Here is a 25,007-nt window from a genome sequence, read left to right as displayed (position 1 = left end):
ATCTTTATTTACGGATAATCCCCCCGATTTTTCTCAATGGTGCTGTAATCCTCCAGCTTGTAGAATTCTTATATTCATCAATCACCGTCCTTTGTTCTTCAAGCAACGTCTTCTGTTCCCCAAGCTGTCTCTTTAGGCTCACTTCCTCCGCCTTCAGACTTGTCCACTCCTCTGTGTTCTTTGACAGCTTTCTATTTATAATTTCATTGCAATACAAGGATTTGCCTGTCACCTCATAAAAATCCTTTATTGTAAAGTTGTATTTTCCCTCCAGAAGCCTAAAAAACTCTGGTCTTCTGAGCAGCTCATGCAGTCTGCGTATACCTGCCGGCGGCACTAATGTTTCCGCGTGAATCGGACGGCACAGCAAAAATGCTTTTTCACATTCTAATTCTTCTGCGGTTACCGAATCTTTGCATATAAAATCTTCCCGGAAGGTTTCACAGAAAAGCTGATTATCCATATCATCGAAAAAATGTGCCCGGATATCCATATATTCGTTGAAGAAACGTACAGTATTCGTTTCAGAAAGATTACTGTTGTTTGTATTTTCTTTTTCTTCTCCTACAAACCGCCTCATTGCAAGAAGTTTCTCCGGTATTACATAGAGCGGGTACTTCTTTGCAATCCGCACCCAGTAATCAAAATCATGGGCCTGCATATATCCAAGGTCAAAACCGCCTGTCTCCTGCATAACCTCTGTCCTCATCAATACAGAAGGGTGAGAAAGGCAGTTACCAGTATAATAGAAAGCGTGAAGACAATCTGCCTGTCCCGTGAACTTTTTTTCAAAAAGAAACTGTAATCCTTTGCAGTCCTCATTGATATTCCTTCCATTCTCATCAATCAGGTCCACCCATGAAAAGCAAATCTTTCTATCTGGATTGGACTTTAAAAACTCCACTTGTTTTTCCAGTTTTTCAGGATACCACACATCGTCACTGTCTATTCTTGCCAAAAATTTACCCTTCACTTTTTTGAAGCCATAATTTGTAGCATAGCAGATATGCCGGTTTTTTCCCAATTCATATAACTCAATCCTTTTATCTTCATATTGCCGGATAATATTGCAGGATTCATCTGTAGAACCATCATCTACAATAATAAACTGCATATTGTCATAGCTTTGTTCCAATACACTCTCAATCGTTTCTGCTATCGTATCCTCATGATTATAGTTTACCATTAATACGCTCACGAGTTCTTTCCCCATTAAATTCCCCTCTCACCGAATTTGTATATTTCTAGCCTTCTTTCCTTTTCAAAATCTGATCCAATTTTTCAAACTGACCTTCTGCCTCACTTACAAGATTTTTAATATCCATAACTTTTAACTCCTCTATTTTCTGTATAACCTGACTTATATTCTGCTCCAGGTCATCCAGTTTCAAATAAGATGAACATTCATTATCTTCCAAGACATGTTTTGTTTTTCTGTCATATACTACAGGAAGAACTTTCTTTCCCATAAGCCAGCCCAAGACTAAACTGTGAAATCTTGTTGCAATAATAATTTCTGATTCTGCAAAACTCTTAATGCACTGAAGGAGATTCTTATCATAAAAGCACGTTGAAACCTGCTCCTTTTCCCAGCCTTCAGCCAAAGCAATGATTTCCTTTATTGCCTCCTCGTCCCCTTGATACTTACAGAATGAAATGAATTTTATGTGGTATCCTTGTTTAATGTACCCGTCTGCAAGATTGACAATAAATCTTTTATACGGCCGGTCATATTGACTGATTCCCCATTTTCCTTTTCTATCCTTCATATCAATCACTGAAATAAGTACTTGCTTTTTTTCAGGTACGGAGACATCTGCCTTATAATTAAATGCAACATCCGGTGCATATGTAACATTTGGCAGCTTATGAAATAATCTCTGAGAATATCTGTCCCGGAAACATACCCCTTCATACTTCTGCAACAGTTCATAATACTGCCGATAATATTGTTCGTCTGTATAAGGACCAAAGTTTGCTCCGACAACATAGAGCCTCCTGCTTCTGGCACGGAGCCCTTCATCCAGCTGGAATGCAAGCCCAAAATCATCCTGATGCTGTACAAACACAGAACCGCCGATATGAACTGTAGCATAAGAAGTCTTTATCAGCAGCTTCCAAAAACCCATGTCTGTATGTTTTACTTTACTTATCGCCATATCTATAAATCCAACACGCTTGTCCGAAGGAGAATAGACAGATAAATTACCTATATCCTTAAACCTTTCTTTATAGGATTCATCAGCATATATTCTAAAATGCACCTTGGGATAACGCTCACACAATATTCTGATTAAAAGATCATCCCCCAGATTTCCTGCAGTATATGCATGAATAAATACCCTCTTCATATCAATCCTCCATTACACATATTTACCACATTTCTACTTGGCATAATACTTTTTATAATATATCATTTTTACTCAACTGTAACGGACTTTGCAAGGTTTCTCGGCTTATCTACATCGCAGCCTCTGCCCACAGCAATATAATATCCGAATAACTGCAGCGGTATAATTGCAAGTGAATTGGTAAAATATTTATTTGTCTTTGGTATATAAATAACATAGTCGGCTGCCCGTTCCACTTCAATGTTGCCTTCATTTGTCACTGCAAGCACAAAGGCCCCCCGGGTGCTCACTTCTCTCATGTTGCTGATCATCTTCTGATATAGCTCTTCCTGGGTCAGCACTGCTGCCACCAGGGTACCCTCCTCTATCAGGGAAATAGTCCCGTGCTTGAGTTCACCCGCCGCATATGCCTCCGAATGAATATAGGATATTTCTTTTAGCTTCAAGGAACCCTCCATAGAAATTGCATAGTCGATTCCTCTGCCAATAAAGAATACCTCTCTCGCAGCCAGATACCTGTTCGCAAATTTCTGAATCTTATTTTTATTATTCAGAAGCAGCTCAACTTGATCCGGAATCCGTTTCAAGTCTTCTATATAAGATTTCAGTTCTTCCGCTGTAATTTTCTCCCGTACTCTGGCAAATTTCATTGCAAGGAGGTACAAGGCAACCAGCTGACAGGAATATGCTTTCGTGGTAGCCACAGCAATTTCCGGCCCTGCCCAAGTATACATTACATTATCTGCTTCTCTCGCAATAGAACTTCCCACTACGTTCACAATACCGAGTACCTTAGCTCCCTTTCCCTTAGCTTCCCGAAGGGCAGCCAGTGAATCCGCTGTTTCTCCGGACTGACTGATGATGATCACCAGGGTTCCTTCTTCAATAATTGGGTTGCGGTATCTGAATTCTGATGCCAGATCCACTTCCACCGGGATCCTTGCCATTCCCTCAAATATGTACTTGCTTGTCATACCTGTATGGGATGCAGAACCACAGGCGACAATCATTATCTTGTGAATATTCTTTATTTCTTCATCGGTCATGTTTAACTCTTCAATAACAATATCGTTGTCTTTGATACGGGGGGAAAATGTATCAGCAATAGCCTTGGGCTGCTCATACATCTCCTTCAGCATAAAGTGCTCATAGCCGCCCTTCTCAGCCGCATCTACATCCCAGTCAATGTGGGCAGCTTCCTTCTGGATCTGCTCCTCGTCAACGTTAAAGAACTCCAGAGTGTCCTCCGTCAGTCTGACAATCTCCTCATTCTCTATAAAATAGACATCTCTTGTATATTTCAGCACTGCAGGTACATCGGATGCAATGATACTTCCGCTTTCTGCTTTTCCCACAATAAGGGGGCTGTCTTTCCGTACCGCATACAGCTCGTCAGGATGATCCTTAAACATAATTCCCAGCGCATAGGAGCCTTCCATCCGGTGCATAATTTTTGTAATGGCCCGCAGGGGGTTGCCCGAATAATAGTAATCCAACAGATGAGCAATCACTTCTGTGTCTGTATCAGATATAAACTCATAGCCCTTGCTGATCAGCTTATTTTTCAGCTTCAGGTAATTCTCTATGATTCCATTGTGTACCACAACGATGCTCTCATTCTTGTTAAACTGAGGATGTGCATTAATATCAGAGGGTTCGCCGTGGGTTGCCCATCTCGTATGCCCGATTCCCACAGTCCCCGGCAGAGTCGCCCCGTCATGTGTCAGTTCATTTAGTACCTTCAGCCGTCCCTTGGACTTCTTCATCTCAATTTCTTTTCCGTCATATACGGCGATTCCCGCAGAGTCATAACCTCTGTATTCCAGCTTAGCCAGTCCATCCAATAAAATTGGCGCCGCCTGTTCTTCGCCTACATATCCAACTATTCCGCACATAATAAATGTACTCCCTTCACACAATCATTGTATTTTAACCCCTGATATCTACGGATTGCTATGACCTTTAATCCTGATATCATCATACAATATATTGTAACAAATTTTTAATATATTGTAAATTCTATATGCTCTAACTTTTCACTCAAATAGTAACAGTTCAGCCATCGGCTCGATTTTGCTGCGCTTCATCTCGCTGTGGCAGAGCGCCATATGAACACGGGAAAAGGGTGCTGCAAGCTAAAACTGCAGCACCCTCGCCTTTAACCTAAAGATCTATAAAATCCATCGAATAATCATCATCCTGTTTCTTCTTAGACCTGCGTGGAGGTTTTCGTGAAGGCCTCTCATCCAGAAACTCATCTTCGTCAAAATTATCTTCTATATCCTCAAAGTCTTCGTTGTCATCGTAATATTCGTCATCTTCGAAGTCTTCGTCGTCATCATAATATTCATCTTCAAAATCTTCATCATCGAAATCCTCATCTTCAAAGTCTTCATCGTCGAAATCTTCATCCTCGAAGTTTTCATCTTCAAAATCATCAGACCGTTTCCGTGGCTTTTTCCCTGCAGCCGGCGGCATATTATTGTCATCATCATCGCCGTCAATGCCATATTCATCGTACAACTCGTCCAATTCCTGATTGCGGTGGGATAATTTCACTCCCAATACAATGATAATGATCAAAAGCAAAAGGAAAGCTCCCCAAAGTACGCACATAATCACAATCAAATGCTTTTCCAAAAAGTTCATAACCTTGTCCACGGCAGCATTGGTGCTTTTTTCTTCCTCAACTGTCTGAGCCACATATCTCTGATATGTTCCTTCGGTGGAATCACACTGATAATATCCCTTATTTCCTTCACTGCTCAGGGCATACACAAGATAATATTCCTGCTGTGACATATTCTGCCATACAGTAAAAACTTTTCCTTCTATATTTGATGTAGTCTCCTTGTATTGAGAAGGAAGGCCATCTTTGTCCTTATGATTCATCAGATAGATAGATACATCTGAATTCACATCCACCACTGCAGTCGGAGAAAAAGAACCGTCCTCTGTACTATAGAGAAAATAATCAGAATTTCCATCGCTGTCCTCAAGGTAGAACATATACTGGCCGCTGGACTCCTGCTGCATTGCCTTTGTATTTGTTCCGTCCAGTTCCATGTCAACGGCTTTGAATCCCTTCGGAATAGCCGCTTCTGAGAAGTTCTCATTGACTGTATATGCCTTTCCATCCACCTCTACCTGAAGACCTCCAGATGAGGCCTTGCTGTCATCTTCTGTGTCGGTAACTGCAGTTCCTCCCTGAATAGTTACTGTGGATGTCCCCGCAGATAGATTCAAAACTTCATCATTATACAGATACGCTGTGGACGATGTCACCTGCAATGTGGCTGTACCTTCCTTTAGTGCCGTAAACTCCAGAGTATAGGTAACCTCTGAAGCCGAACCATCTCCCTTTGCAGATAACTGCAGAGTGCCATCTCCGCCGGCCGCATTTGCTCCGCTCACAAACTTCAGAATCGAAGTGTCATATGTGACTGTCATGTCAACATCGCCAATTGCAGAAGTTCCTGACTCAGCCTTCACTTTAACCGTCACATTGTCGCCTGCTGCCGCTGACGGATCTGAAAACTGAATGGTTCCGTCGGCCGCAAACGCTGAAATCGAAAAGCATGATACGGTTAAGCATAACATCAGTAGTATACTGCCTATCTTTTTTCCTATCTTCTTCATCTTACTCCACCTCTTTTGACTGTTGATTATCATTCAATTGCTGTATTCTGTGTGCCTCCGGCACCTGGTGTGCTGCCGATATCCGGGGTACCGCCTGCAGAGCCTGATGGCTCCTGGCCCCCTTCAGCTGTTCCTGTGTCACCGCCTCCTGTGGTGCTATCCGGGCTCCCGGAATCTATGGCTCCATAGTCTGTGCCGTCGAAATCTGAAGTTTCTGAGGCTGCAGAATCTGCAGTACCATAGTCTGTGGTTCCGTAATCAATATAGTCTGTTCCTCCACTGTCCCCGGTGCTGCCGCCCCATGTCTCTTCATACAAGGCTGCCTCATCATCCGGCACCGTATTCATCGCATATTGCTGTATCTGGCTGCTAATCAAGGTGACCGTGGAGGAGGGGCTGTATGTGTCCTTATCAAAGAAGAACTTATGCAGCTGTATTACATTATCTTCCAGATCGTCCGGGATTACAGAACTTCCGACACCGGATAAGGTTGCCGTTGTCTTATCAAATGGAAAACCCGACATCTCTGTCAGCTTATAGTCAAAAACATCTTTGGCATAGGCCAGAATCTCAGTCAATGTAAAATTTGTGGCTACTTTTGGAAATACCTTATCAATAATTTTATTTATAGTTGACAAATCTGCATTCTGTGCTTTCTTAACAACCTGCTCCAGCACATACCTCTGCCTCTCTGTCCTTCTAAAGTCAGTTCCATCATTCGGATCTCCATCAAAGACCTGATATCTAATCCTTGAATAGGAGACGGCCTGCACTCCATTTAAAAGCTGCTTTCCTGTATGGTCAAGTAATTTCAATTCCTTGCCGGTAACCTTGGACGTCTCATTACCATATCCGTTTACAAGCTGCACTTCCTCAGGCGTCTTCAAGTCAACCTCTATTCCACCCAAGGCATCAATCACATCTACCAGAGCATTAAAATTCACCGTCACATAATGCTGTATATCCATATCCAGATTCTTGTTCAGCATCCCCACGGCACCTTCCGCATCGTCTGTGGAATACGCTGCATTAGCTTTGTTGTAACTGCCATCCGGCTGTTCCAGCAATGTATCGCGGTATACGGAGCAAAGCCTTACTTCCTTTGTCTCTCGATTCAGGCTGACAACGATGATTGTATCACTGCGGTCTCCCGAGGTGATAGCCCCGTCGCGGGAATCAAGGCCAAATAGCGCTACATTCAAGTACCCCGTTTCATTATGTTTAATTTCCGATGAAATATTCAATTTTGTTGTATCCAGCTGTGTTGTCTCCAGTTTGCCCAGCTTTGATGCCGCAAATGCTACACCTGCTGTTGTCAATAAAACAAAAGCCCCGCCGACCACAGCCAGTACTATCTTCCATGGTGTCATCTTTCTTCGGTCTTTTTGTACTCGTCTGTGTCTTCTGTGTCTTTTCTTTGTCATGGTAATCCCTTTCTGACAATTATTGATTACATAATTACACTTTATCATACAATAATTTCGGACAAACTTCAATCACAAGATGACTGAACTGTAATGAACTGCAACTCTATACTTGAACCTTTGCCCAATACTTGGGGCTGGAGGAACACTTTATCACTAGTTTTAACGGCAGTCTTTTATATTTTTTCCCAAAGAGATATCCTGCATACTTAAAACCACTGTTCACAACTAATTTTATAATCAACCATGGTTTTTTTATTCTAACAAGATATGCGGCAGTCTTTTTCACAAGCCGAATACCTTCTTTTTCAGGGGGAACTCCTTCAAATATTTCTGGGTGTTCAGCCTGAGATACAGCCAAATCAAAATTTCTTTTAAACTGTTGTATGCACGTGTAGTTGTGGGAATGCACCACTTTTGCCTCCGCCGCATAAAAACATTGATATCCGAGCTTCATCATATTGGCTGCCATAATCATGTCTTCATTAAATATGGTACGTTTTACAAACCCCCCTGCCTCCTCATAACAGGTTCTCCGGTAGGCCGCACATACATTGGAGCAGAAAAATGCTTTAATTCCCATATTTTTTATAGAATCCAGATTTTTCACACAGCTCCGAGGCGGATAATTAAATTCTCTGATATACCTTTCAATCACATCACTCGTTTCATCGGGAAGTTGTCTTGCATAAGTACACCCTACACTTTCATCTGCAAAAGGGGCAATCAGATTTTCAATCAGCCGGTTATCCCGGGGTACGGCATCCTGGGTCATGAAAACTACCGCATCCGCATCCGACAACCCTACAGCCATGCGTCTGGTACCCCCATGGTCAAATTCACTTTTGCTGATTTCCTTTACCACAATCCGCGAATCGAATCCCACGATATCCCACGGAAATGTATCAGTTTTTGTGTTTACCACAATAATCTTCTGTACCGGGAATGTCTGACGCAGCAGATGCCGGATTAATTGCTCAAACTTCTCATCCGGCTTATACGTCGGTATGATAATATCCACTTTCTTAATATTCATTTATCTCCCTCTAGTAACCATAATCTCCACTGTCTCCGTAGCCGCTGTCATCCGTATAGCCACTGTCATCTGTATAGCCGCTGTCATCCGCATACCCGCTGTCATCCGCATACCCACTATCATCTGCATAGCCACTGTCATCCGTATAGCTCCCGTCAGTGCCTCCGCTGTCCTGTCCGTCTGCAGGAGGTACCTCATAGTCATCCCCGTCTATGCCCGTAAGGTATACTATATCATCATTAATCTCCTGCACCTTAGCCGAAGGCTGATAACTCTCTTTGTCAAATAGAAATTTGTGAAGCTGCTTTACGTTATCGGCAAATCCGATAGCCACAACATAAGAGCCCTCAAAGCCTGTTACATTTTCTGAGGTTGTAACATCAAAGGGGAATCCCTTCATCTCCCCGAGCTCATATTTTACCGCATTCGCCGCCATTCCCATAAAATCAGAAGCTGAGAGGTTCGTTGAAACCTGGGGCAGCACTTTGTCAATAATTCTATTTAAAGTGGGAAGGCTTGCTTTCTTTGCCTTTGCAACTACCTGCTGCAACACAAATCTCTGCCGCTCTGCCCTTCTGAAGTCAGTTCCATCATTCGGGTCTCCATCGAAAACCTGATACCTGATCCGGGCATAGGAGACAGCCTGGATTCCATCCAGGGTTTGCTTTCCTGTCTCAGTCAGCTGTGTAGTTGTGCGCCCAACTACCTTGGCGGTCTCAGTTCCATAACCGTTCACAAGCTCTACTTCCGTAGGAGTTTTTAAGTCAACTTCAATACCGCCCAGCAAATCTATTATATCGGCAAGGGCATTAAAATTCACGCTTACATATTTCTGAATATCCAAATCAAGATTACGGTTCAAAAGGGCAACTGCCTTTTCCGGCCCTCCATAGGAATAGGCTGCATTTGCCTTTTCGTAAGACCCGTCTCCCTGCTGGGTCAAAGTATCCCTGAATACGGATACCACTTTTACAGCCTTTGTCTTGTTATTGATGCTTACAATCATAATTGTATCACTTCTCACACCCTCCTCCGAATCCCAATCCACCCCCCTGGAGTCCAGTCCGAAAAGTGCAATATTCGTATAGTCACCTGTATCCTGATAAATTTCCAGGTTTTTCTTATTCAGCGTATGAAAATCTAGTTTGTCCAGTTTGGACATCCCATATGCGGCCGTCCCCAAAATTATAAGGATAAGAATTTCCAGCACAAGGAGGATAATCCTCTTCCTCATTTTTTTCTTGTGCAGCAAGGCACGCTGCTGCCTTGTCAGTCTACCTTTGGATTTCTTTCTTGACATATTTTATACCCCTTATTACAGTCTGCTTTAATAAGCGTTTTTATTAACAAAACCTTTGAAAAAAGTCAGGAACAATATTTTAAAGTCAAAACCAATCGTCCAGTTCTCAATATAGTACAGGTCAAACTCAATACGCTTCCTTATGGAAGTATCCCCTCTGTATCCGTTGACCTGAGCCCAGCCGGTGAGTCCCGGACGCACCTGGTGCTTTATCATATATCTTGGAATTTCTTCTTTAAATTTCTCCACAAACAGAGGCCGCTCCGGTCTTGGCCCCACCAGACTCATATCCCCTTTAAGCACATTCCAAAGCTGTGGTAATTCATCAATACTTGTTTTTCTTATAAACCTTCCTACTTTAGTAACTCTCGGGTCATCTTTGGTTGTCCACTTATTCTTCTCTCTACTTGCGTCCTGTACAACCATGGAGCGGAATTTGTACATAGCAAAGGACTTATTCTGAAGCCCTACTCTCTCCTGCTTGAAAATAAGAGGACCGGTCGATGTCAACTTAATCGTCAAGGCAGTAATCAGCATAACCGGAGAAAATAAGACCAGTGCAAATACGGCTCCAAAAATATCGACTGCCCTCTTTGCAGCTTTATTGACTGTATTGTTCAGTGGAACATGACGGATATTTACTACAGGCAGCCCCAGCAAATCTTCTGTATAGGGTTTCGTAGGAATCATGTTATTGTAATCAGGAATAAACTGCGTGTGAACACCGGATTTCTCGCACATATTTACAATATATTCCAGCTTATGATACTCCTCAAGCCCTAAAGTAATTGCAATCTCATCTATAGTATTCTGCGGAAGAATAATCATCAGATTGTCAATACTTCCAATTACTTTTACTCCTTTGTATTCCATACCTCTTGGCTGATGGTCGTCCAAAATCCCTCTGATAGAATATCCCCATTCCGGATTCGCCGTAATTCTGTCGATATACTGTTCCGCTGCCCGGCTGTACCCCACCAGAATTAAATATTTCTGATTGAGCCCTTTCTTCCTGATGTTCCTCAGAAACATACGTATCAAATTCCGGGCCAACACCTCAAGAAAGACATTGATAAGGAAAAATACGAACAACATCGTCCTGGAAAAATTCTGTTCCTTTGTCAAATACAGAACAAGAATAAATCCCAGCAGACCAATCACATTCGCCTGTGTGATGTGCCACGCTTCCAGCCTTCTCCCCTGTACCCTTTTTGGCGTATATAATTGAAAAACCCCATATAGCACCAGATAGCCGGGAACTACATAGGTTAATGCCTGCAAATATATTGCCATCGAAAGATACCCTTCATCCATGGCAAAAAGTCCACTTCTGAACCGAAGATACCACGCTAAAACATAGGCTATAACAATAATCAACCCGTCTGCCACGACCTGTATACGGTTGAAATATTTCTGATTATCTTTAATCACCGATTTCACCCTGCTTCTCTTAATCTAATGTGTTCATCCAAGTCATATTTAACCTGACGAATCATATAATTATCTGTTATATGATACAATACTTTTCTCAAAAGGACAAGTACATTCTCTCCAGTATTTAACATTCCCTTAACAACTTTGTAATCATGTTTAATCTTTTTATGAAGAATTAATGGCATCCTGTTCTATTCTCTGCTATAATAAAGAAATCTTAGCAATTGATTCGGAGGATGCTCATCAATGGAGGTTACAATTATTATCCCCAATTACAATGGAAAACATTTTATGAAGCTCTGTCTTGACTCATTGAAAAACCAGTCCCTTTCCGATTTTAAAATTTTAGTGGTAGATAACGGCTCAACTGACGGCAGCCTTTCTTATATGGAGGAAAATTATCCTCACATTGAAGTCATTGCCCTGGGAAAGAATTTTGGCTTCAGCAGAGCGGTGAATGAGGGAATCCGACACACCCGCACTCCCTATGTGATTTTGCTGAATAACGACACTACTGTTGATTCACACTATGTGGAAGAAATGGTCAAGGCAATCAGTTGGTCCCCAAGGATTTTCTCCGTGAGCAGTAAGATGATACAGATGTACCATCCTGAGCTTATCGACAGCGCCGGTGACCTGTATACAGTCATAGGCTGGGGGATATGCCGCGGCAGCGGCCGTCCTGTCACAAATTATACAAAGCCCTCCCCCATTTTTACGGCCTGCGCAGGAGCTGCTATTTACAGGCGTTCTGCTTTTGACAAAATCGGATATTTTGACGAAAGTCATTTTGCATACCTGGAAGATATCGATGTTGGCTACCGCGCTAAAATCTATGGCTACCGTAATATGTACTGTCCCTTGGCACTTGTTTTCCATGTGGGAAGTGGGACAAGCGGCTCCAAATACAACTCCTTTAAAGTAAAGCTGTCTGCTAGGAACAGTGTATATCTTAACTACAAAAACATGCCTTTGTTCCAGCTGATTCTGAATTTTGTTCCTCTGGCCGCAGGCTACTGCATTAAATATCTTTTTTTCTGCAGAAAAGGGTTTTCAAAAGATTACAGAGAAGGACTTGCAGAGGGATTTAAGACATTAAAAAAGCAAAAAAAGGTACCGTTTAATTTACGGCACCTTCCCTATTATTGTCGTATTGAGATAGAATTAATCATTAATACTTTTTCCTATGCAAAGGACTGGTTCACAAGAAAGCTGATGAAAAAATAATAGCTCAATTCTCTTTATTCGCCTATGAGTGTAAGGTATCTTTTCAGCGCATCCTCCCATCTTGGCAGATGTGTAAATCCATTTTTCGTCAGTTTATCTTTGTTCATCCTGCTGTTGAATGGTCTCTTTGCCTTTGCAGGGAACTGTTTACTTGTCACAGGTGTTACCTTGACATCAATCCCCGCCTGTCTGAAAATCTCACGGGCAAATTCATACCAGGTACATAGGCCTTCATTTGTGGCATGATAGTGCCCGTAATGTTCTGTTTCAATCATATCTACCAGAAGCCTTGCCAGATCCGGGGTGTAAGTGGGTGAACCAATCTGGTCATTTACTACACTTACCTCGCCCCTAGTTTTTCCCAGGTTAAGCATTGTTTTCACGAAGTTTTTCCCATTCAAACCAAATACCCACGCAATCCGGACAATGAAGAATTTTTCCACATTTTCTTCCACTGCTAACTCACCCTCATATTTGGTCTGTCCGTATACATTCAGAGGATGTCTTTCATCATCCGGCTCCCAAGGACGTTCTCCCTCTCCGTCAAATACATAGTCTGTACTAATATACATCATTTTCAAACCATGCTCTTTACAGACCTTCGCAATATTTTCTGTACCCGCGGCATTAATTTTGCGGCACAACTCCACGTTATCTTCTGCCGCATCCACTGCAGTATAGGCAGCACAGTGAACCACGGCTTCCACATCTGCCTGCGCAATCACCTCTTCCACTTTTTCCAGATCAGTGATATCCATCTCTTCTACATCAGTTCCGATGCCGACATGTCCGTGTTTTTCCAGCTCCGCCATTACGTCACTGCCCAACTGTCCCTTTGCACCTGTAACCAAAACTCTCATACTATTGACCTCCTATTTTATCCATATTTACATTCAGGCTAAAATCATTCTTGTCCAGTGTCAGATTAGGGTTATAATAAGGATCGCCTTTTATCAGGAATTCCTTCCACCTACTTGAAAACAGTCTTACCTCGGAATGAAATCTCTCAACCTTCTCATCGCTGTCCTCATATCCTCTTGACTTTGATTCATAATGTTTTAGCTTTGCATACGGATTATAAACAATCAAATACCCGGCTTTGCGGATCTTCATACATAAATCAACATCATTAAAGGCAACAGCGTATTCCTCATCAAACCCACCCACTTCTTCAAAAACTTCTCGTTTAATCATCATACACGCAGCAGTTACGGCGCTATAATCCTGTGCCATTACAATCCGGCCAAAATATCCCGGGTCACCAGGACCTGCTCCCACAAACGCATGCCCTGCAACGCCCCCAAGTCCGACAATGACACCCGCATGCTGAATCGTTTCGTCCTCATAAAAGAGTCTGGCCCCAACTGCTCCGACATCACTGCGCATACAGAATCCAAGCATTTCTTCAATACAATCTTTATTCAAAATCTCAGTATCATTATTTAGAAATAGAATGTAATTTCCTTTTGCCTGTTTTTTGCCAAAATTATTGATTGCGGGGTAATTAAATCCTTTTCCTTCCCAAAAAATGACACGGGCCTTGGGATTATTTTTTTCCAATTCCTTATAGAAATCGAAAGTCCTTTCTTCTTTACTATTATTCTCGACAATAATGTATTCCAGGTTTGTGTATTCGTTTTTATTTTGTAAAGATTTGATACACTTATCCAAATCCTCTATGTGATCTTTATTGGGAATAACAATTGATACCAAAGGCTGTTCCGTTAGAATGTACTTTGTACGATATATCCCGTTAAGCGCAGTGGAACTTACCTTTGCCTGGATCCTCAATCTGTCATAATGTGCCTGGACAGCTCTCACGCCTGCCTCAAACGCATACATTTTACTTTCGGGATTTTCTGCCGTTGAATCCTTATGTGCACGCCAGTGGTATAGTATTTTCGGAATATGTTTAATATTCCCTGTTTTTTCGATGCAACGTAGGACAAAATCATAATCCTGTGCCCCGTCAAACTCATGATTTAACATTCCTACCTTTTCATAAATATCTCGTTTCACAACAAACAGATGACAAATATAGTTCGTGCTGCGCAACATATCAATGTTAAAATCTGTTTTAAAATGGGGCATAAAATGTTCTTTTCCGCTCATATCTATTTTATCTTCATCAGTGTATATAATATCAATATCTTTATTTCTATTTAATTCGTATATACACTCAAATAATGCATTGGGGGCAAGCATATCATCGTGATCCGTAAACGCAATAAACTCTCCTGTTGAAATCTTTAATGCTTCATTTGTATTATCTGAAATCTTCAATGGTTTTTCGTTATAAACTACCCGAATCCTTTTATCTTCATTTTCATACTTCTGAAGCACATCCTTAATAGGAGAATTTGTTCCACTTCCATCAGACAGACATAATTCCCAGTTTAAATAGCTCTGTCCCCTTATAGATGCAATCATTGCCGTCAAGTATTTTTCAGGAGTCTTATATAGGGGTACAACAATTGAAATCTTTGGCATATATGGAAATACCTGTTTACTTTGGGCGGATAAAACACTCCGCGATGGCCGCTGCATCTTATACCATGATTGATAACTTATCGTATCGCGTTTGGTAGCCTTACCGTAAATCTTCTTAACTGTTGACACTGCCCCAAACTGATGATAGTAACTTTTTACTTTATTATATCCCCTTTTCAGTTTGATGCTTTTTCTTCGTAATGCAGACATCTTCAAGGTCAATACATAATCATTCTTTTTGGTGTCCGATTCCAGATGTACTCTTACTTTTTTAGGAACTTCACCTTTATATGTCGCTACAAATCCCACAATCTCCGATTCTTGAACTTCCGGGTATGCACGCGCAACATCAAGACGCTTTTTGATCTTAATATACATCGGGTAGTTCTTACCATTTGCATCCCAAAATGTCATTTTTACATTCTCATAGTCAATATACCAGCCAGATACACTGAAGCCATTATCAGTCAGTGTACCCGCATCAATATGTTTAGGCATCTTCTGTCCAGCGTGCTGCAATTTTTCGGTTGTCACCATGCAGCATGTATCATTCTTATCTTTCCGAGTATTTATAACATATAATTTTTTACTTTCCTTCCAATTTGAGGGCAAATTAACCCACAGATAGTATTGTTTTGTTATGAGCATTCCATCTCTTTCCTTCTGCTCCCCAATAACCAAATCTTTTTCTTCCACAACAAACGAAAGCTCTTTCTTATCCAGAAGGACTGTTAAACGGTTATCACTCATCTGATTTTCCCAGAACCAGCCCATAATCAATAATTTATTTTTATCTTTTACATGAAGCCTGCATACTGTTACCACAAATCTGTTTTTCATCATATCTCCTACTCAAATAACCCGTATAATACTTTTATAAACACAACCACAAACGCTATAAACCCTAATAAAACAATAAAAGTTTCAAGATCAAATCTATGGCTGATCAATCTGACAACCAGAGAACCTTGTGTTTCATTCCCTTTTACGCTTAAACTCTCTTTGGCTTTTGTTGAATCAATATAAAAGCTAACCCCATTACTTAAATCTGTACCAGTTTCTGATAGTGTAAGAGTGTAGCTTTTATCCTTAGCACCGTTGATTCTCGGAAATGTGTATTCATTAAATTTGTTATTCTTTATTTCTGTCCCCTTGGCAGTCTCTTTTGTGATTTCACCTGTTTCATTGTCTATAATCGCATATTCTAAAAGCACATTGTCTACACTTCCGACAATTGTGGACTTCAAGTTAATGCCATCCAGAGCCTCCTCCCTACAGAAAAATGTTTGTGAGATTGTTTCTCCCTTCTGCAAAACTCCTGTCTGGACATAACTTTCCAGTTCGGCATTTCTATCGTATAGATAAGTGTTTTTATCTATACGTGCATATAAAAAAGCCAGTGCAATTACTATCAAAGCTATTGCTATTGATTTTATCTTTTTTTTCATTTTCAAGATCCTCACTCAAGATTCTGCATATATCTTACATATCTCTTCTGCGTCGCCAAACATTTTCAAATGTCCCTTTTCAAGCCATACAATTCTGTCACAGATACTCTCCACCTGTTCCAAGCTATGTGATACAAATAATATTGTAGTCCCATTGTCTCTCATTCTCTGAATGCGAGCTTCACATTTTTCCTGAAACCGAAAATCGCCTACTGACAGCACCTCATCCACGATCAAAATGTCGGGGGTTCCTATGGTTGCAATGGCAAAAGCCAGCCTGGAGACCATTCCTGATGAAAAGTTCTTGACCGGAATATTCATAAATTCTGACAGTTCTGAAAACTCTACAATATTTTCATATTGTTCCTCCATCTGTGCACGATTATATCCCAGAAGCGCCCCGTTTAAGAAAACATTTTCTCTGGCAGTCAAATCCATATCAAATCCTGCGCCCAATTCAATCAGCGGAGCTATATCTCCATTCACAGTCAATTTGCCCTTTGTGGGTTTCAACACTCCTGCTATGACTTTAAGCATTGTGCTTTTCCCACTTCCATTCAAGCCAATCAATCCCAGAGATTCACTTCTTTTTACCTCGAAGGAAACATCCTTAAGTGCCCAAAACTCGTCAAAGCTGACCTGTCTTTTAACACTCTTTATCACATATTCCTTGAAACTGTCAAACTTTTCAGAAGACAGATTAAATTTCATAGATACATGTTCAACCTTTACAATTGTATCACTGTCCATGTCACGTCTCCTATATATTTAAAATAAATTCATCCTGCTTCTTATAAAATACGTAAACTCCTAATATCAGTACAATTACCATTTCTGCAATCCCAACTAATATAGAAGACCAAGACGGCAATGTATTATCCAGCATCAAATTTCTAAACATAATCAAATAATTGGTAAGAGGATTCAGCATTACAACCTGTTTAATCCTCTCCGGCAAAATATTCATGGGGTAAATAATAGGAGTCAGATACATAAGGCCTGTAGTGAACACAGAATATAAATGCATTATGTCCCTGAATTTCACCGTCAATGCTGCCAGAATTAATCCTACCCCCAGTGAGAAGCCCACTACCATAAAGAGTGGAATAAATGCCAGAAATGCCGTCCAGTGAAGCTCTATACGAGTCGCCATCATGACAAGCAAAAGAGCAGTAAACGCCGCCATTAAATTAATAAAACTTGATACAACTCTGGATAAGACAAATAAATATTTGGGCACATATACTTTTTTAATTAATGATGCGCTGCTGATAATAGATGTCATGGAATTAGTTGTTGCATCATTAAAAAAATTAAAAATAACCTGTCCACTCAATACATACAATGGGAAATTTTCCACCTCAAATTTAAATATATTAGAAAATACAATGGACAGGATAATCATCATAAACAATGGATTTAATAATGTCCATAAAACTCCCAGAACAGAACGCCTGTACTTAATTTTAATATCCCGGGCAACTAATTCTGATAATAAAGGCTGAAATTTCAAAAAATTATTTATATATTTCGACACAATATCCCTCCGAGGCTTTCTATTTCAGCGCTTTGATTCCTGGCCATTTCTGATCTTTCTCAGAAATAATCAAATCTTTTGCTGTCATACCCTCCGGCATTGGCCATTCTACACCGATATCCGGATCGTTCCAGGCAATTCCGCCCTCATCATTTGGATGGTAAAAATCCGCACATTTATATGCAAATTCAGCATTTTCAGAGAGGACAATAAATCCGTGTGCAAAGTTTTTTGGTATAAAGAACTGCTTTCTATTTTCTGCAGAAAGTCTCACACCATACCACTTTCCATAAGTTTTCGATCCTTCTCTCAAATCAACAGCCACATCAAATACTTCTCCGCTCACAACACGGACCAGTTTATCCTGAGGATAGTTGATTTGAAAATGCAGGCCTCTTAGCACACCTTTTTTGGAACTGGACTGATTATCCTGGACAAAATCCATGTCAATTCCAGCTTCTTTAAAGTCATTTTGATTATAGGTTTCCATAAAATACCCGCGCTCATCCCCAAATACAGAGGGTGTAATAACCTTCAGTCCCTCTATTTCGCAGGTTTCTACTGTGATCTTACTCATTGCTAAATCCTTCTTTCTGTTATTGCTGGTCAATATACTTTCCGTCCAGAACATCCTTAAGATAGCTTCCGTACTGATTCTTCTGATATAGTTTGCAGGCACATTCAAGCTTTTCCTTATCAATCCAGCCATTGTTAAAAGCAATTTCCTCCAGGCATGCAATCTTCCGGTTCTGGTGCGTCTCTACAGTTTTCACAAAGGTTGTGGCATCTACCAAAGATTCATGTGTACCAGTGTCAAGCCAGGTAAAGCCCTGACCAAGCAGAGTCACATCCAACTTTCCGTTTTCCAGGTAAATTCTATTCAAGTCTGTAATTTCCAGTTCACCTCTGGAACTTGGTTTAATCTGCTTGGCATATTCCACAACATGACTGTCATAAAAGTATAGTCCGGTTACCGCATAATTAGACTTTGGCTCCTCAGGTTTTTCCTCAAGAGACACTGCTTTTCCTTCCGCATCAAATTCTACAACACCAAAACGTTCCGGGTCATCCACATAATACCCAAATACAGTAGCTCCTTCTTCTTTTGCTGCCGCCGCCTTAAGTCTCTTGCGTAGCCCATGCCCCTGGAAAATGTTGTCTCCCAGAATCATGGCGCAGCTGTCTCCGTCAATAAACTCTTCTCCTAATAAAAATGCCTGTGCAAGACCGTCCGGCGATGGCTGCACTTTATACTGCAGATGAATTCCGAATTGACTGCCATCCTTTAAGAGCTCTTCGAAGCGCGGGGTGTCTTCCGGGGTGGAGATTATCAGAATCTCACGGATTCCTGCTTCCATTAAAATACTTAAAGGATAATAAATCATAGGTTTATCATAAATAGGAAGCAATTGCTTACTTGTCACCTGTGTCAATGGATACAATCTTGTCCCTGAACCGCCTGCTAAAATAATGCCTTTCATTCTTTTACCTCCATCTTTTGCATGGCAGCTTAAATTCTCACACTGCCCTTCGCATAACGTAAACCAGCAGTATCTCTCGATACTGCCTGTCTGAATTTTATTACTTATACATCTCTTCGTAGTACTTCTGATAGTCACCGCTAGTCACATTCTTCATCCACTCTTCATGCTCAAAGAACCATTTTATTGTAAGTCTGATTCCCTCTTTAAACATTGTCTCAGGATACCATCCTATCTCTTCTTTAATCTTATCCGGTGCAATGGCATAGCGCCTGTCATGCCCTTTACGATCTTCCACGTAGGTAATCAGTTTCTCGGAAACAAGGTCTTTCCTTGGATCATCCTCAGGCAGCATCTCCTGCAGTGTATCCAGGATAATATGAATAATCTCAATATTCTGCTTCTCATTGTGCCCGCCGATATTGTAAGTTTCGAAAAGCCGTCCCTTTTCCTGTACCATATCAATGCCTTTGGCATGATCTTCTACATACAGCCAGTCACGTACATTCTTTCCGTCTCCGTAAACTGGAAGACTCTTACCCTGCAGTGCGTTGTTGATAATCAGGGGAATCAGTTTCTCTGGAAACTGATACGGGCCGTAATTGTTGCTGCAGTTTGTAATATTTGCCGGGAATTTATAAGTGTCCATATAGGACTTCACCAGCATATCGGAGGAAGCTTTACTTGCAGAATACGGACTGTGGGGATCATATGGAGTCGTCTCATAGAAAAACTCATCTTCCTTTTCCAACGAACCGTACACCTCATCCGTAGAGACATGTAAAAACTTCTTGTCTGCCTTGAAGGATCCGTCTTCCAGTTCCCATGCTGCCTTCGCCGCGTTCAGCATTACAAGTGTACCCAGCACATTAGTCTTTACAAATATATCCGGATTCTTGATGCTTCTGTCAACATGACTCTCTGCCGCAAAGTGCACAACCCTGTCAATCTCATTTTCGTCAAAAATCCGGTTGATGGCATCTGCATCACAGATATCGGCTTTTATAAAAGTATAATTGTCTCTGTTTTCAACGTCTTTGAGATTTTCCAGATTGCCTGCATACGTCAGCTTGTCTACATTGATGATACGAATTTCATTATTATATTTTTTAAACATATAATGAATATAATTTGATCCTATGAACCCGGCTCCGCCGGTTACTAAATACGTTCTCATATTTACCTCCACTAAATAATCTTAGCCTAGTATAGCATCGCATAAACAAAATAGCAAGAATAAAGGATCTATATATCTTTGTTATCCACTGATGGACGATACCAGATATAATAGAAGTTATCTTTGGTTACTGAATACAATTCATATCCCATATTTCTCAGCCATTCTGAACAATTTGTATTCTGTGTCACAACACAGTTTACCTCTGCTTTGTCCAATTCTTTCTCGAAAGCTGCACTATTTTTCTCATTAGGCTCCGCCACAAATTTGGCATATGCATCCTGATTATAGAATTCCAACGGTGAACCATTATTGACGGGAAAGCGTCCTGAAGCAGATACCGAAACGATATCGGGGGCAAAGGTTCTCAGTATAACTGCCAGAGCATGTGGGGCCTGATTATCTTCAACCCACTCCGGAGTTACAACGTATAATTGCTCATCAATCTCTTTCGTCAGTTGTTCTAAGCTATCTCCTAATACTATAGTGGAGTCCGGGGCGAAATATATATTATTTCTGATTACTCTGAGACAGCCCTTGACATCTGTCTCCTCTACATCTTCATCCGCAGTTATGGCATTTCCTGTTTTATTAAATCCATATGCTGTCATTACAATTAAAACAGCACCAAGGCACGCGTAACATGCCTTCAACACTCTCTCTTTAGCCCCCAGCTTAGTTATTATAGAACATAGATAGATTGAATTTAATATAATGAATGTGTAAACCCAGGTTGTCCAGGCCCTTAATAAAACAAAGGTATAAACCGAAAGTTCTTCAGCAATATCATTCACCTGAGGAACCAGCATAAGCATTGCGCTCAGAATCATAATACAATTTATTCGGTTAATTACCTTTTCTTTCAAAAAAAAGCTACACAGGAAAATAATAATTCCCCCTATAATTACAGGAGAATGCAGTGAATTTATTACATCAGAATATAGTGCCGTCTGTGTGTCTGATGAGCCAGGTATTATTATTGCCGCTAAAAAATAAGCCGTTACAAACAATAAAGAAAGTATCTTTCCCCCTTTCTCGTAATTAAAAAACAGGCAAGTTATTAAGTATGAGCAAACTGTAATCAAAATGATAGGTAACGCAATTGTAGATTTAGAAATTAAAATCAAACTAGTCGCCATAACAACTGTCACCATTTCCCATGTCAGTTTTGGAGTATCTGTATAATAAAACAACAAAAAAACAATGCCCAGCATTTTAACCAGAGTACCACCTAAAAACATTCCCGTGTTAAAGTGAAAAGTATCTCTCAATACAAGTAAATGTGCTTTTGTTGTAAATACATAATATATGCCAAACAGCAGAGTAATGATAACCGTATACTGAACTATACAGTCTGCTATATTAATTTTTATTTTCTTTAGAATGTTTTCTGCAAAAGCTTTCACTATATTCAAAAACAAAAAATAATAAAATGCAGACTGAAACAGGCGCAAAAACAGTGTCGGTCTCACACCCAACAATTTTATATACACCGAAGCTTCCAGTTCCCATGTATTAAAAATATAGCTGTCCATTCCGGCATTCACCACCCCCACAGAATAATTTGCACTATAGCTGCTGTGTGTAAAGGGGAGTGTTGCCACTTTGGTGATATAGTAGCCATCATCCAAATGATTTCCTATCCAGAAACCTCGGTAATAAAAAAACAGCATCCCCACAAATACCGCCAAAACAGTATAAATAACCCAATTATTCTTTATATACTGTTTGATACTAGTTTGAAAGAAACTTATAGGCTCCTTCTTTTGTCTGTACAAAATGTATGCTATAAGTACCATCCATATAACAGCAGTATAACCGGCAAAAATTACCCACGGCAGATTTGCAAACTGTATAGCCATCCCCCCCACAGCTATCAGGATACTATACACCAGATATCCGGTCATCAGTCCATATGACTCACTTTTTTTCCCTTTTGTAGCCACTCTGCCCAACATATGTAAAAGCAATGTGAATATTGTCCAGAATACGCCACATAATACATAATTTCTCATTCTAGTCTACCTTTTTTTTCTCTTTATCAATCTTCCTATCTATTGCAATCTGTTGCACTAGAGCTTCCACCCTATGCTCCAACTGTGATATCTGTAAAGTCATAAAAAACATCTTAACAATCAAGACAAAAATAATCACCAAGTATACCATATTAATAGGTGATTGAAATCCTATAAGGTCAGAAATCACATAAAGTACACCCGGAAAAATTCCCATAATAACAAGAATTACCGAAAAGACTATCCAAAATATCATATATTCAATTTTTAGTTTTGCCTGCCGGATTTTTTTTAACATAAAGACAAGCATTAAAACGGCACTGATAATTAGCAAAACCCTTATTAAAACTGACATGCTTTTTTATCCTCTTTTCCTGAAATTTTGTACCAAAAATATAGAAATCAGCATTTTTATCATATATTTCGCAGAACCAGTCAGGTTCAGGTAGCTTTCTCCAAATTGTCTTTTTTCCATTTTGACCTGTACTTCAGAAACCTTCGCTCCATTCTTTAGGAGATACGAAACAGTATCTGGTTCCGGTCCATAGTTCAGATTCTGAGCAAATTCCTTAATCATAGATTGAGAAAACATCCGCATCCCAGATGTAGGGTCTGAAACCCTTACTCCCGTAGTTATTCTAATAGCCGCTGTCAGCATTTTACTTCCTATCATTCTCAGAGATTTACTTTTTCTGTGATTTAAAAAACGAGAACCAATGACTATATCATAACCTTCTTTTATTCTGTCCAGCATGGCTTGGATAAATTCCGGTCTGTGCTGTCCATCCGCATCAAACTGAATAGCATAAGAATATTCTTTAATGTAGGCATATTTTAAGCCTGCCTGAAAAGCCCCCGCAAGCCCCAAATTAGTCGGAAGATCCAGAAGTTCATAACCTTTGCTTCTGCATATCTCCGCAGTCCGGTCTCTTGAACCATCATTAACAACAATATAATCATACTGCCCATAATTATCCCGGATGTATGTCACTACGCTTTCTATATTTTCCTCTTCGTTATACGCAGGTATCACGATTAGTAAGTCGCTTTGCATATTATAATATTTCCTCCATTTCCTTCGCTCTGGTATCCCATGTGAAGTATTTTAGTACTCTGTTATAATTATTCTCTACTGCTCTTCTGCATAATTCAGGATTATCCAACACATATTCTATAGCATTCTTTAATACTTCAGCACCTTGGTTTTGTTCCAGAACCATCCCATAGTCCATACCGGTGAGCAATTCCTTTGATCCCCCTGCAGTTGTAGTAATGGTATAGCATCTGCAAACTGCAGCTTCAAGCACAGAAGTGGGAAAACCTTCCGCGTAATCAGACGGGAGACAAAAAATCAGCGACCTTTTCATCAATTCCAGTACCTCATTATGCTTTACCCTGCCTAGCCATATACAATTTCCCACATTCTTTTCAGAAAGCTCTTTATACAGTTCTCCATCCCCCGCAACCACCAGGCATAATTCCGGATGCTTTTCTCTCAGCCCACTAACAGCTTCTACCAATTTTTCAATTCCCTTTTCCCTTAACAGCCTGCCTGCATATAAGATAATCTTCACGTCCTCAGGAATAGCATATTTTTTTAATATATCATGAGCCTGCATTTCCTGTGCCACTTCCCGTTCAATTGAATTATATAAAACACCTTGAGGAACAATATGAAAATGCTCCAGCCATCTGTTGCAGGCCTGAGAAACACCAAAAAACCTGCAGTCCAAAGATTTTAAAATTTCTGTCATAACATGCTCATAGACTGCAAACATCTTGTTGATAACACTTCCTCCAACATTGACATGAGCTGTAGAATGATCCAGTACAATACAGGAAATGTTTTTCATTTTAGCATATCTGGCACCATAGACGGATATCGGATAATATCTTGTCTGGACAATCACTAAGTCAAACGTCTCACTTTTAAAATTCCCGCAAAATTTCCTAAAAGCTTTATTAAATCGAATTAAGGGAAGTCTTCCAGCAAAAGCATCTATTCCCGGGATCTTAATGATTCGAATTCCATTATCCCACTGAATTTCAGATACCTTTTTATCATTCAGCGTCACAATAGTAACTTCATTTCCTCTTCTTACCAGCGCCTTTGCCAAACACTGTGTATATATCTCCACCCCACCCAGCTTGGGTGGGTAGTTCGCTGTAAAAAAGCAATAAATTCTTCCCATGAAGTTTCCCTTTCCTTTAGATGTTCGAAAATAATCTTTCACATGTGCCAGAGTGTTTCATCGACTTTAACTTACCCAAATCTTTATGAACCAATACACCAAGTACTGCACTTATACTCATAATTATGCACCAGCCAACAACGCCTCTGAATCTGGAAACAGTTATAGTATCAAGAACATAATGTAAGTACACATTCTTCATGAAAATATGTATCAGATATATCTCAAACAAATATTTTCCGGCAGCACTCAGAAA

General features: G+C 40.3%; 21 protein-coding genes. 1 reads left to right on the top strand and 20 read right to left on the bottom strand.

The features are described from left to right. Positions 1-4 precede the first annotated feature (4 nt). From EDD59_RS05320 to EDD59_RS05285, 8 genes are all read right to left on the bottom strand, one after another. Positions 5-1,213, bottom strand: a complete 1,209-nt coding sequence (locus EDD59_RS05320; RefSeq protein WP_132379661.1) for a glycosyltransferase — start codon at positions 1,211-1,213, stop codon at positions 5-7. 31 nt (positions 1,214-1,244) lie between these two features. Continuing rightward, on the bottom strand, positions 1,245-2,351 hold the full coding sequence (locus EDD59_RS05315; RefSeq protein WP_132379659.1) for a polysaccharide pyruvyl transferase family protein: 1,107 nt from the start codon (positions 2,349-2,351) through the stop codon (positions 1,245-1,247). A 68-nt stretch (positions 2,352-2,419) separates the two neighbouring features. Further along, a complete protein-coding gene (gene glmS, locus EDD59_RS05310) occupies positions 2,420-4,246 on the bottom strand; it encodes a glutamine--fructose-6-phosphate transaminase (isomerizing) (RefSeq protein WP_132379657.1) in 1,827 nt (608 codons plus the stop codon). 268 nt (positions 4,247-4,514) lie between these two features. Beyond that, positions 4,515-5,990, bottom strand: coding sequence for a cohesin domain-containing protein (locus EDD59_RS05305; protein ID WP_165920869.1), 1,476 nt, complete (start codon positions 5,988-5,990; stop codon positions 4,515-4,517). Between the two features lie 29 nt (positions 5,991-6,019). Beyond that, a complete protein-coding gene (locus EDD59_RS05300; protein WP_132379755.1) occupies positions 6,020-7,414 on the bottom strand; it encodes an LCP family protein in 1,395 nt (464 codons plus the stop codon). A gap of 106 nt (positions 7,415-7,520) precedes the next feature. Next, on the bottom strand, positions 7,521-8,450 hold the full coding sequence (locus EDD59_RS05295) for a glycosyltransferase family 2 protein (protein ID WP_132379653.1): 930 nt from the start codon (positions 8,448-8,450) through the stop codon (positions 7,521-7,523). A 10-nt stretch (positions 8,451-8,460) separates the two neighbouring features. Then, positions 8,461-9,750 carry an LCP family protein gene (locus EDD59_RS05290; protein WP_132379651.1) on the bottom strand — a complete coding sequence of 430 codons (1,290 nt, stop codon included), beginning with the start codon at positions 9,748-9,750 and terminating at the stop codon, positions 8,461-8,463. Between the two features lie 27 nt (positions 9,751-9,777). Beyond that, positions 9,778-11,181, bottom strand: a complete 1,404-nt coding sequence (locus EDD59_RS05285) for an undecaprenyl-phosphate glucose phosphotransferase (RefSeq protein WP_132379753.1) — start codon at positions 11,179-11,181, stop codon at positions 9,778-9,780. Between the two features lie 249 nt (positions 11,182-11,430). On the opposite strand from EDD59_RS05285, the gene EDD59_RS05280 reads away from it, so the two are divergent. Continuing rightward, positions 11,431-12,411: a glycosyltransferase family 2 protein gene (locus EDD59_RS05280; RefSeq protein ID WP_132379649.1), complete on the top strand. Its 981-nt coding sequence runs from the start codon at positions 11,431-11,433 to the stop codon at positions 12,409-12,411. Positions 12,412-12,425: 14 nt separating this feature from the next. Here EDD59_RS05280 and rfbD read toward each other — a convergent pair whose 3' ends face one another. From rfbD to EDD59_RS05220, 12 genes are all read right to left on the bottom strand, one after another. Continuing rightward, complete coding sequence (gene rfbD, locus EDD59_RS05275) at positions 12,426-13,271, bottom strand: dTDP-4-dehydrorhamnose reductase (RefSeq protein WP_132379647.1); 846 nt, start codon at positions 13,269-13,271, stop codon at positions 12,426-12,428. Position 13,272: 1 nt separating this feature from the next. Beyond that, the gene (locus EDD59_RS05270; RefSeq protein ID WP_330571905.1) at positions 13,273-15,744 is read right to left on the bottom strand and encodes a glycosyltransferase family 2 protein; all 2,472 of its coding nucleotides are present in this window, start codon (positions 15,742-15,744) and stop codon (positions 13,273-13,275) included. A gap of 5 nt (positions 15,745-15,749) precedes the next feature. Then, on the bottom strand, positions 15,750-16,349 hold the full coding sequence (locus tag EDD59_RS05265) for a hypothetical protein (protein WP_132379645.1): 600 nt from the start codon (positions 16,347-16,349) through the stop codon (positions 15,750-15,752). Positions 16,350-16,364: 15 nt separating this feature from the next. After that, positions 16,365-17,099, bottom strand: a complete 735-nt coding sequence (locus tag EDD59_RS05260) for an ABC transporter ATP-binding protein (protein ID WP_132379643.1) — start codon at positions 17,097-17,099, stop codon at positions 16,365-16,367. Between the two features lie 10 nt (positions 17,100-17,109). Continuing rightward, positions 17,110-17,886, bottom strand: a complete 777-nt coding sequence (locus tag EDD59_RS05255) for an ABC transporter permease (protein ID WP_132379641.1) — start codon at positions 17,884-17,886, stop codon at positions 17,110-17,112. A gap of 19 nt (positions 17,887-17,905) precedes the next feature. Continuing rightward, positions 17,906-18,463, bottom strand: coding sequence for a dTDP-4-dehydrorhamnose 3,5-epimerase (gene rfbC, locus EDD59_RS05250; protein ID WP_132379639.1), 558 nt, complete (start codon positions 18,461-18,463; stop codon positions 17,906-17,908). A gap of 19 nt (positions 18,464-18,482) precedes the next feature. Beyond that, the gene (gene rfbA / locus EDD59_RS05245; protein ID WP_132379637.1) at positions 18,483-19,367 is read right to left on the bottom strand and encodes a glucose-1-phosphate thymidylyltransferase RfbA; all 885 of its coding nucleotides are present in this window, start codon (positions 19,365-19,367) and stop codon (positions 18,483-18,485) included. A gap of 100 nt (positions 19,368-19,467) precedes the next feature. After that, entirely contained in the window at positions 19,468-20,544 is a 1,077-nt protein-coding gene (rfbB, locus tag EDD59_RS05240; protein WP_132379635.1) for a dTDP-glucose 4,6-dehydratase, read from the bottom strand. A 68-nt stretch (positions 20,545-20,612) separates the two neighbouring features. Beyond that, on the bottom strand, positions 20,613-22,559 hold the full coding sequence (locus EDD59_RS05235) for a hypothetical protein (protein WP_132379633.1): 1,947 nt from the start codon (positions 22,557-22,559) through the stop codon (positions 20,613-20,615). Position 22,560: 1 nt separating this feature from the next. After that, a complete protein-coding gene (locus tag EDD59_RS05230) occupies positions 22,561-22,914 on the bottom strand; it encodes a DUF2304 domain-containing protein (protein ID WP_132379631.1) in 354 nt (117 codons plus the stop codon). 6 nt (positions 22,915-22,920) lie between these two features. Continuing rightward, complete coding sequence (locus EDD59_RS05225; protein WP_132379629.1) at positions 22,921-23,613, bottom strand: glycosyltransferase family 2 protein; 693 nt, start codon at positions 23,611-23,613, stop codon at positions 22,921-22,923. A 1-nt stretch (position 23,614) separates the two neighbouring features. Further along, positions 23,615-24,751 (bottom strand): glycosyltransferase family 4 protein, encoded by a 1,137-nt coding sequence (locus tag EDD59_RS05220; protein ID WP_132379627.1) that lies wholly within the window; start codon positions 24,749-24,751, stop codon positions 23,615-23,617. Positions 24,752-25,007 lie beyond the last annotated feature (256 nt).

It is taken from the genome of Muricomes intestini, from assembly GCF_004346165.1.
Lineage (GTDB): Bacteria > Bacillota > Clostridia > Lachnospirales > Lachnospiraceae > Muricomes > Muricomes intestini.
Note: the sequence above shows the minus strand (reverse complement) of the source record. Positions and strands in the feature narration are given on the sequence as shown.

Excerpts from the sequence above, each read along its gene's own strand:
- EDD59_RS05320 (WP_132379661.1), bottom strand. The coding sequence starts at position 1,213 with ATGGGGAAAGAACTCGTGAGCGTATTAATGGTAAACTATAATCATGAG.
- EDD59_RS05315 (WP_132379659.1), bottom strand. The coding sequence starts at position 2,351 with ATGAAGAGGGTATTTATTCATGCATATACTGCAGGAAATCTGGGGGAT.
- glmS (WP_132379657.1), bottom strand. The coding sequence starts at position 4,246 with ATGTGCGGAATAGTTGGATATGTAGGCGAAGAACAGGCGGCGCCAATT.
- EDD59_RS05305 (WP_165920869.1), bottom strand. The coding sequence starts at position 5,990 with ATGAAGAAGATAGGAAAAAAGATAGGCAGTATACTACTGATGTTATGC.
- EDD59_RS05300 (WP_132379755.1), bottom strand. The coding sequence starts at position 7,414 with ATGACAAAGAAAAGACACAGAAGACACAGACGAGTACAAAAAGACCGA.
- EDD59_RS05295 (WP_132379653.1), bottom strand. The coding sequence starts at position 8,450 with ATGAATATTAAGAAAGTGGATATTATCATACCGACGTATAAGCCGGAT.
- EDD59_RS05290 (WP_132379651.1), bottom strand. The coding sequence starts at position 9,750 with ATGTCAAGAAAGAAATCCAAAGGTAGACTGACAAGGCAGCAGCGTGCC.
- EDD59_RS05280 (WP_132379649.1), top strand. The coding sequence starts at position 11,431 with ATGGAGGTTACAATTATTATCCCCAATTACAATGGAAAACATTTTATG.
- rfbD (WP_132379647.1), bottom strand. The coding sequence starts at position 13,271 with ATGAGAGTTTTGGTTACAGGTGCAAAGGGACAGTTGGGCAGTGACGTA.
- EDD59_RS05270 (WP_330571905.1), bottom strand. The coding sequence starts at position 15,744 with ATGATGAAAAACAGATTTGTGGTAACAGTATGCAGGCTTCATGTAAAA.
- EDD59_RS05265 (WP_132379645.1), bottom strand. The coding sequence starts at position 16,349 with ATGAAAAAAAAGATAAAATCAATAGCAATAGCTTTGATAGTAATTGCA.
- EDD59_RS05260 (WP_132379643.1), bottom strand. The coding sequence starts at position 17,099 with ATGGACAGTGATACAATTGTAAAGGTTGAACATGTATCTATGAAATTT.
- rfbC (WP_132379639.1), bottom strand. The coding sequence starts at position 18,463 with ATGAGTAAGATCACAGTAGAAACCTGCGAAATAGAGGGACTGAAGGTT.
- rfbA (WP_132379637.1), bottom strand. The coding sequence starts at position 19,367 with ATGAAAGGCATTATTTTAGCAGGCGGTTCAGGGACAAGATTGTATCCA.
- rfbB (WP_132379635.1), bottom strand. The coding sequence starts at position 20,544 with ATGAGAACGTATTTAGTAACCGGCGGAGCCGGGTTCATAGGATCAAAT.
- EDD59_RS05235 (WP_132379633.1), bottom strand. The coding sequence starts at position 22,559 with ATGAGAAATTATGTATTATGTGGCGTATTCTGGACAATATTCACATTG.
- EDD59_RS05230 (WP_132379631.1), bottom strand. The coding sequence starts at position 22,914 with ATGTCAGTTTTAATAAGGGTTTTGCTAATTATCAGTGCCGTTTTAATG.
- EDD59_RS05225 (WP_132379629.1), bottom strand. The coding sequence starts at position 23,613 with ATGCAAAGCGACTTACTAATCGTGATACCTGCGTATAACGAAGAGGAA.
- EDD59_RS05220 (WP_132379627.1), bottom strand. The coding sequence starts at position 24,751 with ATGGGAAGAATTTATTGCTTTTTTACAGCGAACTACCCACCCAAGCTG.